We start from the raw sequence: 14,033 nt of genomic DNA on the forward strand, positions 1-14,033 counted from the left end.
GTTGACCCAGAATTGATGGCGAGTTTTAGGAGCGCGCCCGCGGCAGGTCAATTGAGGCATGGCTGCCCCGCGGCGCTTTCGCGGAGGGGCCGTCATGCGCTCTCATGGGATGCAACCAGTTGATCGGCCTCGGGGCGTGGAAAACTCTGACAACGCAGGTATGGGAATAGGATCGGGCGGCGAAATTTTGTAGCTTGCCGCCCCTGGAGCCTCGGCCGGCTCCAGCTTCTCGTTTGACGCGTTTTCTTCACGCGAACCGGTACCCACTTCACTTGAAAACGCTCTGATGACGATCCAGCAGTCCATCCCCTCCCCCGTTCCGCCTGAGGCCACGCCGGCTACCGATGCGCCTTCGCGTGTCACGCCGATGATGGAACAGTACCTTGAAATCAAGGCCGCCCATCCTGGACTGCTCCTGTTCTACCGGATGGGCGATTTCTACGAGCTGTTCTTCGAGGACGCCGAGATCGCCTCCAAGGCGCTCGGGATCGTGCTGACCAAGCGCGGTAAGCATCAAGGCATGGATATCCCGATGTGCGGCGTGCCGGTGGAGCGCTCCGAAGATTATCTGCATCGCCTGATCAATGCCGGACATCGCGTTGCCGTCTGCGAGCAGACCGAGAATCCCGCGGCGGCACGCGCTCGTGGCAACAAGAGCGTGGTAGCCCGCGGCGTGGTGCGGCTGGTGACGCCGGGCACGTTGACCGAAGACACGCTGCTCGATGCCCGCACCAACAATTATCTTTTGGCGATCGCGCGCGCCCGCGCCTCCTCTGGCGGCGACCGCATCGGGCTTGCTTGGATCGATATCTCGACCTCCGAATTCACAGTCACGGAATGCTCGACCGCGGAACTCGCGGCGACGCTGGCGCGGATCAATCCGAACGAAGCGATCGTTACCGATGCGCTCTATGGCGATCCTGATTTGGGCCCGCTGCTGCGCGAACTGCCCTCAGTGACGCCGCTAACCCGCGACGTCTTCGACGGCGCCACCGCCGAGCGGCGGCTGTGCGACTATTTCGCGGTCGCAACCATGGACGGCCTTTCCGCGATGTCGCGGCTGGAGGCGACCGCGGCGGCCGCCGCCGTCACTTATATTGACCGCACCCAGGTCGGTAAGCGCCCGCCGCTGTCGCCGCCGTCACGCGAGGCCGCGGGCACGACGATGGCGATCGATCCTGCCACCCGCGCCAATCTCGAATTGACCCGCACGCTCGCGGGCGAACGGCGCGGATCGCTGCTGGATGCAATTGACTGCACCGTGACCGCCGCAGGCTCCCGGCTACTGGCGCAACGGCTCGCCGCGCCACTTACTGACAGCGCCGCGATCGCACGGCGGCTTGATGCAATTGCCGCCTTTGTCAGCGACAGCGCTGCACGTGATGACATCCGCAACGTGCTGCGCGCCGCACCCGATATGTCGCGTGCGCTGGCGCGGCTGTCGGTCGGACGCGGCGGCCCGCGCGACCTTGCAGGCTTGCGCGACGGTATCCTCGCCGCGGACCAAGCGCTGGCGCGGCTCACACAGCTCGAAGCGCCGCCATCTGAAATTGCAGCCGTGATGGAGGCGCTGCGCCGCCCGTCGCGCGATCTCGCGCGTGAATTCGAACGCGCGCTCGCCGAGCAATTGCCGCTGATCAAGCGCGACGGCGGCTTCATCCGCGAGGGCTATGAGCCCGCGCTCGACGAGAGCCGAAACTTACGCGACGCCTCCCGCCTCGTCGTCGCCGCGATGCAGGCGCGCTATGCCGAGGACACCGGCATCAAGGCACTGAAGATTCGTCACAACAACGTGCTCGGTTATTTCGTCGAGGTGACGGCGCAGCACGGCGACAGACTGATGGCGCCTCCGCTGAATGCGACCTTCATCCATCGCCAGACGCTGGCGGGGCAGGTTCGCTTCACCACTTCCGAACTCGGCGAGATCGAGGCCAAGATCGCCAACGCCGGCGACCGCGCGCTCAACCTCGAGCTCGAAATCTTCGAGCGGCTCTCCGCGATGGCGCTGGCCGCCAGCGACGATCTGCGCGCCGCGGCGCATGCGTTTGCGATGCTTGACGTCGCGACCGCGCTGGCGAAGCTCGCGGTCGACGATAATTATGTTCGGCCCGAGGTCGATAACTCGCTCGGTTTCGCCGTCGAGGGCGGCCGGCACCCCGTGGTCGAACAGGCGCTGAAGCGCGACGGCCAGCCGTTCATTGCCAATGCCTGCGATCTCTCGCCCGGGCCTGCGCAAAAATCCGGCCAGATCTGGCTGATCACCGGCCCGAACATGGCTGGTAAGTCAACGTTCCTGCGGCAGAACGCCTTGATCGCGCTGATGGCGCAGATCGGCTCCTATGTGCCGGCGTCACGCGCCCGGATCGGCGTCGTCGATAGATTGTTCTCACGCGTCGGCGCGGCCGACGATCTCGCGCGGGGACGATCGACCTTCATGGTCGAGATGGTCGAGACCGCGGTCATCCTCAATCAGGCGAGCGAACGATCGCTGGTCATCCTCGACGAGATCGGCCGCGGCACCGCGACCTTCGACGGTCTCTCGATCGCCTGGGCCGCGATCGAGCACCTGCATGAAGCCAATCGCTGCCGCGCGCTGTTCGCGACGCATTATCATGAGCTGACCGCGCTTTCGGCCAAACTGCCGCGGATGTTCAATGCCACGGTGCGCGTCAAGGAGTGGCAGGGCGACGTCGTGTTCCTGCACGAGGTGCTCCCCGGCTCGGCCGATCGGTCCTACGGCATTCAGGTCGCGAAGCTCGCCGGCCTGCCGCCGGCCGTGATTGCGCGGGCCAAGTCGGTGCTCGCAAAACTCGAGGCGCAGGACCGCGGCCAGACCGCGCGGGCACTGGCCAACGATTTGCCGCTGTTCGCCGTCCCCTCCCGCGCCGCCGCCGAAGCCGAAGCCCCGAGCGAGGCCGAGCAATTGATGGAAGCCGTGAGGGCGCTGCACCCCGACGAGATGTCGCCGCGCGAGGCGCTGGAGGCGTTGTATGCGCTGAAGGCGAAGCTGCCGAAGTAAATCTCGGCAGACATGCAGCGTGTATCTTCCAGCATTCAAGGAGTGGTGCCAGAATGCGGCCATGCCACGTCGATCCGTCCTGCCGCCATCGCTGTCCGCTCAACTGTCCGCGTTGATCACCCAGCGCTTTCGCGCGCTGTCCGATTCCGAACTGCAGGACATTCTGGCTGAATTTTCTGAACTTCCAGCCAAGCTGATCGTGGATGCAAGTCGCGAAATGACCGATGTGGTCTCGCCGTATGAACCTTCCCTGCTCGAACAGCTTAGGAAATCCGAACAGAAGCTCATGAAGAGGAGCCACGATTACGCTTGGTTCTTTCTGTTTCACCGCAGTGGTTATGTGAGAGAGGCCGCGCTCGACACCATCAACGCACCTCCGGCTTCTGCCTTCTTCCTATCGGCGCTGGCTTGGCGATTAAACGACTGGGTCGGAGCGGTACGTCAGGCGGCGGTCCGTTGCGCCGAACGAGTTTTCCCTCGAATAAGCCCGGAAGTCGCAGCGAGTGCCGCTCCATACCTGCTTGACCGCCGGTTCGTGTGGGCTCGTTGGAGCGAGGAGGCAAACGTTCTGGATTCCGTGTTTGGACGGACCGATGTCATGGCGGCTCTCGCCATCCGGATGCGGAAGCAACAGACCGGACCGTTTGCAAGCTGCCTGCGCCACGCGTTGCGATATCCAGAGATCGATAAGCATCTTCCACGCCTTGCTATCGATGCGATTCAACCATCCGTCCGAGTCGCAGCCTACCAGTGCTTGTTGTCCGGCAGAGCAACCTGGCCGGTGGGTTACGAGTGGGCTTGGATCGACAAGGTCTATGGCTTGCGGAAGCGTGTGAGGATGCTGGACTCGCGCGATATTCAGAGAGCCAGTCCTGCCGCCGATTGGATCAGAAGAGGCATCCACGACCGGTCGGTCCTGGTCAGAAGGGTCGCCGCCGACGCCATGGTCGACGCTCGAGGACAATTACCGGATGCGGACAGCTTAATCGCGATTCTGGCAAGTGATCGGAGCTCAGCAATACGATCGCGAGCGGACTACATGCTGCGACATACGCACTCAGACCAATCGTAAGGTATCGTTAGGGCGCCGCCTTCCTTCGCCCGAGCCACCACAGGCTCAGGTTCCAGCCGATACACGTCGCCAGCGCGAGACTGAGCCCAACCGCCGAGCCGAACTGCAGTGCCGCGACATGCAGCACGGCGATCGCGATGCCGAGGCCGATCAATCCCCAGGCGCTATTGGCGAGCACGGCGGCGGTCGGCGGACCGCCGATGCGCGGATGCAGGATCAGCATCATCGAGGTGAACACGATCGGGAACAGCGCGATCATGCCGCTGATCTTGGGACCGACCCAGCCCGAAGTCGTGACCACCGTCGCCACCAGCGTCGCGACCAACGAGGCCCGCAGCGGAATGTCGTACCAGCGGCGCCGGATCGGCGGCATTTTGGCGTGGCGGTAGCGGGCGAGCAGCGGCACGCAGATGCCAAACGCAATGGCATTCACGATCAGGCCGCCAACGAGCGACCATTGCACCGAGCGGATGATCGCGGCGAGCGCGAGCCATACGGCGACCGCCGCGAGGCAACTGAGCAGCGCGCCGTGGCGCTGCGCCAGCACGACATATGTCAAGCCCAGGAATATCGTCGCGGCGTTGATCGGCAGGCTTGCCAGCGCGCCCTCGGCGATGAAGGCAGCGTCGTGATCGAGCGCGAGGAATACGTAGGACGGCCCGGCCGAGATCGGCAGCGTCGCGATCAGCGCGCCGATTACGGGGCCTGAGCGTTCGGTGACGATGGAAGCCGTCACCACGAACGCCGCGGTAATCGCCATGCGCAGGCCGAGCGTCAGGATGAAGGCAAATTCGGGGGACATTTATCCGTCGTTCCTGCGGACGCAGGAACCCATACGCCGCGGCTTCTCGATCTCTGGGATTCGGGGTTGGCCCCTCCCGCCCCCATGAACTTCCGTGGTTATGGGTCCCTGCCTTCGCAATGCCTTCGCAGGGACGACGCCAAGATTGCCTCACACCCGCTTCATCGACACCGAGACTTTCGGGCCGTTCTTGATAGTCTGATAGACCACGCAATAGCGCTCGGTCAGCTTGAGTAGCAGGTCGAGCTTGTCCTGCGGCGCGTCGGTTGCGACCTCGAAGCGCAGGCGGATTTCCTCGAAGCCGACCGGTGCTTCCTTGTCGACGCCGAGCGTGCCGCGAAAATCCAGATCGCCCTCGGCGATGACGTTGCCGCTTCTAAGCGGCACCTCGGTGGCAGTGGCGACGGACTTCAATGTCACGCCGGCGCAGGCGACCAGCGCTTCGAGCAGCATGTCGCCGGAGCAGAGCTCCAGGCCGGAGCCGCCGGTTCCCGGGTGCAGGCCGGCCACCGCCAGCGCGCGGCCGGTCTCGACCTTGCAGGCGATGCCTTCATTGTCGATCGAGCCCTTGGCCTTCAGCGTAATGACGGCGGCCGAGGGATCGGCCTTGTAGCGTTCCTTGATCGGGGCTTGCATCGCGCGGAGTTCGGCGGCGTCCATTTTCATCTCCCGACTTTGTTTTGTGCATCGGATATAAAGGGCGATCGACGCGCTGTCATCACGCCGCCGCGGCCGCCCGCACCCCGCATTCGGAAATCCACGCTTTTCCAACAGGTTATGACTGGAATTCGCCGACGCGGCGGCATAGCTTGGATTTGACCGTACAATCGCCCGTGACAGCCCCTGTGCCGTCCGATATCGGGGAGATCATGGACAGCATCGTGACAGAGGACCGCTCCGGGGCGGATGACCGTTTCGATACCGCGCGGATCACCGCGGCGGTCGATGCGCTGGCCGAAAAGCATGCTGGCCGCGAGGACGTGTTCCGCTCGGCGCTGGCGCAATTGCTCAAGACCGAGATGATCGCGGCGCGCGCCATCGCGCAGGCCGTGCTGCTGAAGGATCGCCACGGCCGCCGCTGCGCGGAGCGGCTCTGCTTCATGCAGGACGAGATCATTCGCATCCTCTATTCGGCTGCGACGCGGCATCTCTATCGCTCGCACGTGCCCTCCGGCGCCGAGCGTATGGCGGTCGTCGCCACCGGCGGCTACGGCCGCGGCCTGATGGCACCGGAATCCGACATCGATCTATTGTTCATCCTGCCCTACAAGCAGACCGCCTGGGGCGAGCAGGTCGCCGAAGCGATTCTCTATTGCCTGTGGGACATGGGATTGAAGGTCGGCCACGCCACGCGCTCGGTCGACGAATGTATCCGCCAGGCGCGCGGCGACATGACGATCCGCACCGCGATCCTCGAGACGCGGTTCTTGACCGGCGACCGGCCGCTCTATGACGAACTGGTCGCCCGGTTCGACAAGGAGGTGGTGCAGGGCACGGCTGCCGAATTCGTCACCGCCAAGCTCGCGGAGCGCGAGGAGCGGCACCGCCGCGCCGGCCAGTCGCGCTATCTGGTCGAGCCCAACGTCAAAGACGGCAAGGGCGGATTGCGCGACCTGCACACGCTGTTCTGGATCGCAAAATACGTCTACCGCGTGCGCGAGACCGGCGAACTGGTCGAGCGCGGCGTGTTCGACGCGCAGGAATACCGCACCTTCCGCCGCTGCGCCGATTTCCTGTGGTCGGTGCGCTGCAATCTGCATTTCGTGTCGGGGCGCGCCGAGGAGCGGCTGTCGTTCGACATGCAGCGCGAGATCGCGGTTCGTCTCGGCTATACCTCGCATCCCGGCATGCAGGACGTCGAACGCTTCATGAAGCATTACTTCCTGGTGGCGAAGGACGTCGGTGATCTCACCGCGATCCTGTGCGCCAAGCTCGAAGACGAGCAGGCCAAGCCGGCGCCGGTGCTGAGCCGCATGGTGGCGCGGCTGCGGCCGAGCACCAAGCGGCGGCGGGTGCCCGACAGTGACGACTTCATCATCGACAACAACCGCATCAACCTCGCTGCGCCCGACGTCTTCAAGCACGACCCGGTGAACCTGATCCGGATCTTCCATCTGGCGCAGAAGAACAACCTCGCCTTCCACCCCGACGCGATGCGGACGGTGACGCGCTCGTTGAAACTTGTGAACAGCCAGCTTCGCGAAGATCCGGAAGCCAACCGGCTGTTCATGGAGATCCTGACGTCGAATGATGCCGAGACCGTGCTGCGGCGGATGAACGAGACCGGCGTGCTCGGTCACTTCATCCGCGCCTTCGGCAAGATCGTGTCGATGATGCAGTTCAACATGTACCACCATTATACGGTGGACGAGCACCTGATCCGCTGCATCGGCTTCCTGCAGGAGATCGAACGCGGCGGCAATGACGAATTCACGGTCGCGAGCGACCTGTTCCGCAAGATTCAGCCCGAACATCGCGCGGTGGTCTACATCGCCACGCTGCTGCACGACGTTGCCAAGGGGCGGCCGGAGGACCATTCGATCGCGGGCGCCAGGGTGGCGCGCCGGCTGTGTCCGCGGCTCGGCTTTTCCGCAGGTGACACCGAGCTGGTGGCATGGCTGATCGAAGAGCATCTGACGATGTCGACGGTGGCGCAGTCGCGCGACCTCTCCGACCGCAAGACGATCGAGAATTTTGCTGCCGTCGTGCAATCCGTCGAGCAGATGAAGCTTCTGACCATCCTGACCACCGCCGACATCAGGGGCGTCGGCCCCGGCGTCTGGAACGGCTGGAAGGCGCAGTTGCTGCGCACGCTGTATTACGAGACCGAGCCGGTCCTGACCGGCGGCTTCTCGGAAGTGAACCGCGCGCAGCGCATTGCGCTGGCGCAGGCCGAATTCCGCGCCGCCTTCACCGAATGGCCGGAAGAGGAGCTCAACGCTTATATTGCGCGGCATTATCCGGCCTACTGGCTCAAGGTCGACCTGCAGCGGAAAATTCGCCAGGCGCGCTTCATCCGCGCCAGCGAACAGGCCGGGCATCAGCTCGCGATCAATGTCGGCTTCGACGAGGCGCGCGGCGTCACCGAACTGACGATTCTCGCGACCGACCATCCGTGGCTGTTGTCGATCATTGCCGGCGCCTGCGCTTCTGCCGGCGCCAACATCGTCGATGCGCAGATCTACACCACCACCGACGGCCGTGCGCTCGACACCATCGCGATCTCCAGGGAATACGACCGCGACGAGGATGAGGGACGGCGCGCGACCCGCATCGGCGAAATGATCGAGCAGGTGCTCGAAGGCAAATTGCGGCTGCCCGAAGTGGTGGCGCGCAAGTCGGCCAACCGCGGCAAGGTTCGCGCTTTCGTGGTCGAGCCCGAGGTCATCATCAACAACCAGTGGTCGGACCGCTACACCGTGATCGAGGTCTCCGGCCTCGACCGCCCGGGCCTGTTGTATCAGCTCACCACTGCGATCTCGAAGCTCAACCTCAACATCGCCTCCGCCCATGTCGCGACCTTCGGCGAACGCGCCCGTGACGTGTTCTACGTCACCGATTTGCTCGGCGCCCAGATCAACGCGCCGACCCGGCAGGCCGCAATCAAGAGCGCGCTGCTTCATCTGCTCTCTGCCGAAGACAACGTCGCTAAGCCGGCGGCGTGAGATAGCGACGCACATTCGACCGTCATCCCCGCGAAGGCGGGGATCCAGTACGCCGCGGCTTATCGATTCTATCACTGCTGTCTCTGGAATACTGGGTCGCCCGGTCAAGCCGGGCGATGACAACTGAGGGTGACTTCGCGATCTCGCGGCGCATGGCGACCGAAGTTTGCTCTCAACTTCCCGCCCTCTTCCAAAACAGAGGGCGCAGGGAAGACCGGGTGCGCGCCGCACCCGCGGTCTCGTGTGCAATTTGCGCACTAAGAACGCGCACACCAGCATACAGGTACAGCAGGAGCATCCCGGCCTCCCTGCGCAAGGGAGAGGAACGGCACAAAAACCATCGAGATATCAATGCGATGTGCCTGATGTGTCCCCCGTGGTGTCACTGCGAGCTTTGACGGAGCAATAAAGCCCCATAAAGTTCGATCAGATCGATTTGACCTTCATCGGTCGGATGGCCCGTCGTCCCTTCGCGGTAAGCTTTGCTTGCTCAGAAGCAATTGGAGGATATTTCGAATGGCTGACGCTCGATGCAGCTGCGGTGCAGTCACGCTCTCGCTTCCAAAAGAACCATCCAAGCTAGTCGTTGCTTGTCACTGCATCGACTGCCAACGCCGAACCGGCGCGCCGTTCGGTGTAGGCGCTTATTACCCCGCTGATGTTGTCACCATCTCAGGAACCTCAAAAGAGTTCACGCATGCCGCCGCAAGCGGCGGGAAAATCCATAACTATTTCTGTCCACAGTGCGGCTCAACAGTATACTGGAAACTCAGCAATCTGCCCGCGCTGATCGCCGTTGCAGTCGGCGCGATGGCAGAACCAAAATACCCAGCCCCCGTCATATCGGTTTTCGAACAGTCGAAGCATGATTGGGTTCAAATTGATGGTGCCGTGGAGCACTTCCGGCAAAGCAGCCCCCCAAAAAATTCAAACTGAGACACAACCGAACTACAACGCGAGGCAACGTCATCAGCCGCGAGACGACGAACGGCAACACGACCACGATCTATGACGCGGGCGGACGCAATGTCTGCAGGATCACCTCGAACCGTTGAGGCGATCAGGATCGCAGCCCGGACACGCCGCGCGAGATGCCGCAAGCCTCCAGCACTTTCCAAGCGGCGTCGTTCTCGTCCGGCAGCGCGACAGCCGCGCGCGTCAATTCGCTGATAGCCTCGACCGGCGGCAACCATGAATGCCACAGCCGATCCCTGATCGCATCGAACTCGGCCTGCTCTGCTTTGGTCAGCGGATTCGCTTCCGGGTATTCATAGTTTTGTAGGATGGGTTCGCTTCGCGATACCCATCAATCGTGTTGAGAGGCAGTGATGGGTTTCGCTGCGCTCTACCCATCCTACAGGCTACACTCTGCGGAGTCCTGCGCGACCAGCCGGCGTTCCCGAGTTGGTCCGTTCGCCCGAAGCCCAACCTTGACACTCGAGCGCAACCAAGCTCGCGGCGATGAAGGTAAGATAGCTTGCCTGCCCAATCAGGACGCCGAGACCGAACAGGTCAAGTAGACTTCCCCATGGGTTCTCTAGCGGGGCGATGCCTGTTCGCTTGCCACCATCGATAACCGTGGGCTGGAACCTGCGATAGCGGCGGTTCGTTTCGGATTCGACACCGTCGGAGCAACGGATCAGATGCAGATGCGGTTTCGGCATATCAATCCCCTGAGTTCGGTCGGCGATCCCCTAACGAAGCGGGTTTGACCACAGCGACGGTTGCGACCGGCAAGACGTCCGATGGGTCTTCGTAATACTCTTCCCGCATGGCAAAACCTGCGCGCTGCCGCCATCCGGTTAGCCAGTCAGCGTAGTCATCGAGAAGGAGCGGACCATTGAACGGAGGTTGATGCAGGCATTCCATTCGGTTGAGCGGACCATACCGAGGTTTAGGATCGCAGCCGGGCCTCACTCGATAGGAAGATCGCGCCCCCGCAGGTCAAGAGGCCGCGGGGGACCAGCCGATTTTGCCCTCCGGGCCGACGAAAAGCTGCTAATATCCAGCCTGTTAGGAGGGCGACGTTGTCGCCGCTGATGGTCGCGAACTCTTGGCGACGCAGCGCCGCTCGGGATGCCGAGTCCGTGCCGATGATGCGTAAGCCGACGATAAAATCCTGGCGCTCGGCCGAGCAATGGCTGCTCGGCAGCATGGCGCTGGCGTTGGGAGCGGTGGCCGGTATCTGGCTGCTGCTCGGCCCGGCCCCGACGGCCACCGCTCATTTCATTGCGGTCGCACTGCTGATCGCTTCGCTTGCCGCCTCATTGATCATGATCGGCCTGGTGGGGCGCACCCGCCGGCAAATGGAAGCCGTGCTTGAGGGCCGGGTGAGCGCCGAAGCGCGCGCGATCGAGAAGCTGCGCCACAGCGAGGCCCAATGGAAGGAGGTTTTCGAGCATAACCCGGTGATGTACTTCATGGTCGATGCGACGGGGACGGTGCTGTCCGTCAACACATTCGGCGCCGCGCAGCTTGGCTATTCCGTCAGCGAATTGCTCGGGAAATCCGTGCTGAAAGTCTTTCCTGCCGAGGAGCAACCCATCGCCCAGGGCAACGTCGCCGTATGCCTGGACAATATCGGCCAGACCCACAGTTGGGAGATATGCAAGGTTCGCAAGGACGGCTCAACCCTCTGGGTTCGTGAAAACGCCAAGGCCGTGCGGCGGTTGGACGGCCGATTGATCGTCCTGATCGCATGCGAGGACATCACGGAGCGCAAGCAGGCTGAAAATGCGCTGCGAGAGAGTGAAATGTATTTGGCCGAAGCCCAGCGATTGAGCCACACCGGCAGCTTCGGCTGGCGCGTCGCCAGCGGCGAGATTATCTGGTCGGAAGAGACCTTCAGAATATTCGGATTCGAAAGGGCACCCTCCGTCACGCATGCCACCGTCTTTCAACGCATTCATCCGGATGACCGCGCGCGCGTGCAACGGACCATCGATCGCGCGTCCCGCGACGGCAAGGACTTCGAGCATGGATATCGATTGCTGATGCCCGACGGCTCGGTCAAGCATGTCCACGCCACCGCGCATGCGGTGAAGGAAGCTGATGGCATCGAATTCGTCGGAGCGGTAACCGATATCACGGCACGCAAGCGGGCCGAGATGGAATTACATGAAGCGCAGGCGACCCTCGCGCATGTCACGCGCGTGACTGCCCTCGGCGAACTGGCCGCGTCGATCGCCCATGAGGTGAACCAGCCGCTCGCCGCCGTGGTCACCAATGCCGCCGCATGCAAGCGTTGGCTCGACCGTGAGCCACCCGATCTGAAAGAAGCGCGCGGGACCGTGGAGGCGATCATCAAGGATGGCAATCGGGCCGGCGAAGTGATCCAGCGGGTCCGTGCGCTTGTGAACAAGACGACCGGTCAAAAGGCTGCGCTTCACATCAATGATGTCATCAACGAGGTCATCAGCCTGGTGCAGCATGCGTTGCTCAACCACCAGGTATCGTTGCGGCTGGAGCTCTCCCCCGACCCGCCGCTGGTCATCGCCGACCGGGTCCAGTTGCAACAAGTCATTCTCAACCTGGTCATCAATGCCATTGAGGCCATGCAGGCGGTCACGGACCGACCGCGGGAGCTGGTGATCCGGACTTGCCAGGATGAAGCCCGACAAATCGTGGTGACCGTGAAAGATTGCGGCGTCGGGCTCGCCACCGCGAATGCTGACCGGCTGTTCGACGCGTTCTTCACCACCAAATCCAGCGGCATGGGCATGGGCCTGTCGATCTGCCGCTCCATCATCGGCGCTCATGGCGGGCGGCTGTCCGCATTCGGAAATGCCGGCCCTGGCGCGACATTCCAGTTCACCTTGCCATTAGCTCAGGAGGATGCGCCGTGACCGCGCGCCCGGCATCGCCTTCCGGCCTCGTAAGCGCCGAGGAGCCGGTCGTCTTCGTCATCGACGACGACGCATCGGTACGTGAGGCACTGAGCAATCTTTTCCGGTCCGTGGGATTGCGCGTCGAGGCGTTCGGTTCGGCTCACGAGTTTCTGCAGCACAAGCTTCCGAATGCCCCCAGTTGCCTGATTCTTGACATCAGGCTGCCCCGGCTGAGCGGCCTCGACTTTCAGGCCGAACTGGCCAAGGCCGACATTCACATTCCAATCATCTTCATGACGGGCCATGGCGATATTCCGATGACGGTCCGTGCAATGAAGGCCGGCGCCGTCGATTTTCTGACCAAGCCGTTCCGCGATCAGGACATGCTGGATGCCGTAACCGCGGCGATCGAACGCGACCGCAGCAGCCGCAATGAAGCAAATGTTCTCTCAGAGCTGAGCGCGCTTTTCGAGACGCTAACTCCCCGGGAGCGACAGGTGATGGCGCTGGTTACGGCGGGGCTCATGAACAAGCAGATCGCAGCCGAAGTCGGCCTGGCCGAGATCACCGTGAAGATACATCGCGGACATATCATGCGGAAAATGGGCGCGAAGTCGCTGCCCGATCTGGTGCGGATGGCCGAGCTACTCGGGATCGGGCCCGCATCCGGCCGATCGCAAACCTAAGTATGATTTTCCCTCGCTGATTTGCAGCGCACTCTCCCGATACGCGGCGACACAGCAAAGAACATCCTCTGGTCGTCTCCAGAAAGGATCGCCTTGTCCAATCGGGTCATATCAATCATCGACGACGATGGGTCGGTTCGCGCCGCGACCCGTAATCTCGTCAGGTCGCTCGGTTACGTCGTCCATTCATTTGCGTCGGCCGAGGAGTTCCTGCAATCGCCGCATCTGAATGACACTTCATGCGTGATAACGGACGTCAGAATGCCCGCCATGAGCGGGCTCGATCTGCAAGCTCATTTACTCGATACCGGCCATCGCTTTCCCTTCATCTTCGTCACGGCCTTTTCGGTCGAAAGCGACCGCGCCCGGGCCATGAAGGCGGGAGCGACCTGCTTTTTGAGCAAGCCGTGCGATGGGGAAGCACTGATCAAGTGCCTCGAAACGGCGCTGGCGCCAAATGGCGAGGCGGCAACCAAATGAGCCGATCCGGCCCTCAGGCGAGCCAGCATACGTAAGGATGATCTCGCCAAACATCTAGACGAATTGAAGATAAGCCCCAACCACGCCAGACTTCGCGTCGTCCCTTTGGAACAGAGGGCGCAAAGCATCACACATTTTAATCGGCAAATGGCAATTCCTGGGAAGGAGGTCGCCATGCATACAGAACCGCGTTGCTCCGAGTGTGACAGCGAAGACCCCAAAATCATCTCTCTGCGAAATCCAGCGCGCGAGCGCTATTGCGGGCGCTTCTGTCTCAACAAGGGCCACGAGAGTTTCATTCGTTGGATACGGCGTGCCAATGCGGAGATTGCGTCATGAACAATTGTTGCGGAAATCCGGAATGTAAGCGCCCCTTCGGGCTGGTCCGGCGTAGCTGGTACTTCCAGCAGTTTTGTTCGGCGAAGTGCCGCGAGATCTACAAGCGTCAACTGGAGCGCAACCGGACGTATTGGAAGTGGCTC

The 14,033-nt window shown here is 62.5% G+C and carries 9 protein-coding genes; 7 read left to right on the forward strand and 2 right to left on the reverse strand.

Going from position 1 to position 14,033, the window contains the following annotated elements; translation table 11 throughout:
* The first annotated feature begins 286 nt into the window (after positions 1-286).
* A complete protein-coding gene (mutS, locus tag RX328_RS42685; RefSeq protein ID WP_213253439.1) occupies positions 287-3,019 on the forward strand; it encodes a DNA mismatch repair protein MutS in 2,733 nt (910 codons plus the stop codon).
* Between the two features lie 19 nt (positions 3,020-3,038).
* Positions 3,039-4,091, forward strand: a complete 1,053-nt coding sequence (locus RX328_RS42690) for a hypothetical protein (protein WP_317258598.1) — start codon at positions 3,039-3,041, stop codon at positions 4,089-4,091.
* 7 nt (positions 4,092-4,098) lie between these two features.
* On the opposite strand, the gene RX328_RS42695 is transcribed toward RX328_RS42690, so the two are convergent.
* On the reverse strand, positions 4,099-4,893 hold the full coding sequence (locus RX328_RS42695) for a hypothetical protein (RefSeq protein ID WP_213253441.1): 795 nt from the start codon (positions 4,891-4,893) through the stop codon (positions 4,099-4,101).
* A gap of 150 nt (positions 4,894-5,043) precedes the next feature.
* Positions 5,044-5,553, reverse strand: a complete 510-nt coding sequence (locus RX328_RS42700) for an OsmC family protein (RefSeq protein WP_213253442.1) — start codon at positions 5,551-5,553, stop codon at positions 5,044-5,046.
* Positions 5,554-5,762: 209 nt separating this feature from the next.
* On the opposite strand from RX328_RS42700, the gene RX328_RS42705 reads away from it, so the two are divergent.
* The 5 genes from RX328_RS42705 (at position 5,763) to RX328_RS42725 (ending at position 13,551) form a co-directional block, all read left to right on the forward strand.
* Entirely contained in the window at positions 5,763-8,558 is a 2,796-nt protein-coding gene (locus RX328_RS42705; RefSeq protein WP_213253466.1) for a [protein-PII] uridylyltransferase, read from the forward strand.
* A 516-nt stretch (positions 8,559-9,074) separates the two neighbouring features.
* Positions 9,075-9,494, forward strand: a complete 420-nt coding sequence (locus RX328_RS42710; RefSeq protein ID WP_213253443.1) for a GFA family protein — start codon at positions 9,075-9,077, stop codon at positions 9,492-9,494.
* A gap of 1,091 nt (positions 9,495-10,585) precedes the next feature.
* Positions 10,586-12,403: a PAS domain S-box protein gene (locus tag RX328_RS42715; protein ID WP_409410860.1), complete on the forward strand. Its 1,818-nt coding sequence runs from the start codon at positions 10,586-10,588 to the stop codon at positions 12,401-12,403.
* A complete protein-coding gene (locus RX328_RS42720) occupies positions 12,400-13,071 on the forward strand; it encodes a response regulator transcription factor (RefSeq protein WP_213253444.1) in 672 nt (223 codons plus the stop codon). Before RX328_RS42715 ends, RX328_RS42720 begins: the two co-directional genes overlap by 4 nt.
* Before the next feature lie 93 nt (positions 13,072-13,164).
* Positions 13,165-13,551, forward strand: coding sequence for a response regulator transcription factor (locus RX328_RS42725; RefSeq protein WP_213253445.1), 387 nt, complete (start codon positions 13,165-13,167; stop codon positions 13,549-13,551).
* Positions 13,552-14,033 lie beyond the last annotated feature (482 nt).

The organism is Bradyrhizobium sp. sBnM-33, assembly GCF_032917945.1.
In the GTDB taxonomy this organism is placed as follows: Bacteria; Pseudomonadota; Alphaproteobacteria; order Rhizobiales; family Xanthobacteraceae; genus Bradyrhizobium.

What these genes read in the sequence shown, in the direction of transcription:
- mutS (WP_213253439.1), top strand. Translation starts at nt 287, where the DNA reads ATGACGATCCAGCAGTCCATCCCCTCCCCCGTTCCGCCTGAGGCCACG.
- RX328_RS42710 (WP_213253443.1), top strand. Translation starts at nt 9,075, where the DNA reads ATGGCTGACGCTCGATGCAGCTGCGGTGCAGTCACGCTCTCGCTTCCA.
- RX328_RS42700 (WP_213253442.1), bottom strand. Translation starts at nt 5,553, where the DNA reads ATGGACGCCGCCGAACTCCGCGCGATGCAAGCCCCGATCAAGGAACGC.
- RX328_RS42705 (WP_213253466.1), top strand. Translation starts at nt 5,763, where the DNA reads ATGGACAGCATCGTGACAGAGGACCGCTCCGGGGCGGATGACCGTTTC.
- RX328_RS42695 (WP_213253441.1), bottom strand. Translation starts at nt 4,893, where the DNA reads ATGTCCCCCGAATTTGCCTTCATCCTGACGCTCGGCCTGCGCATGGCG.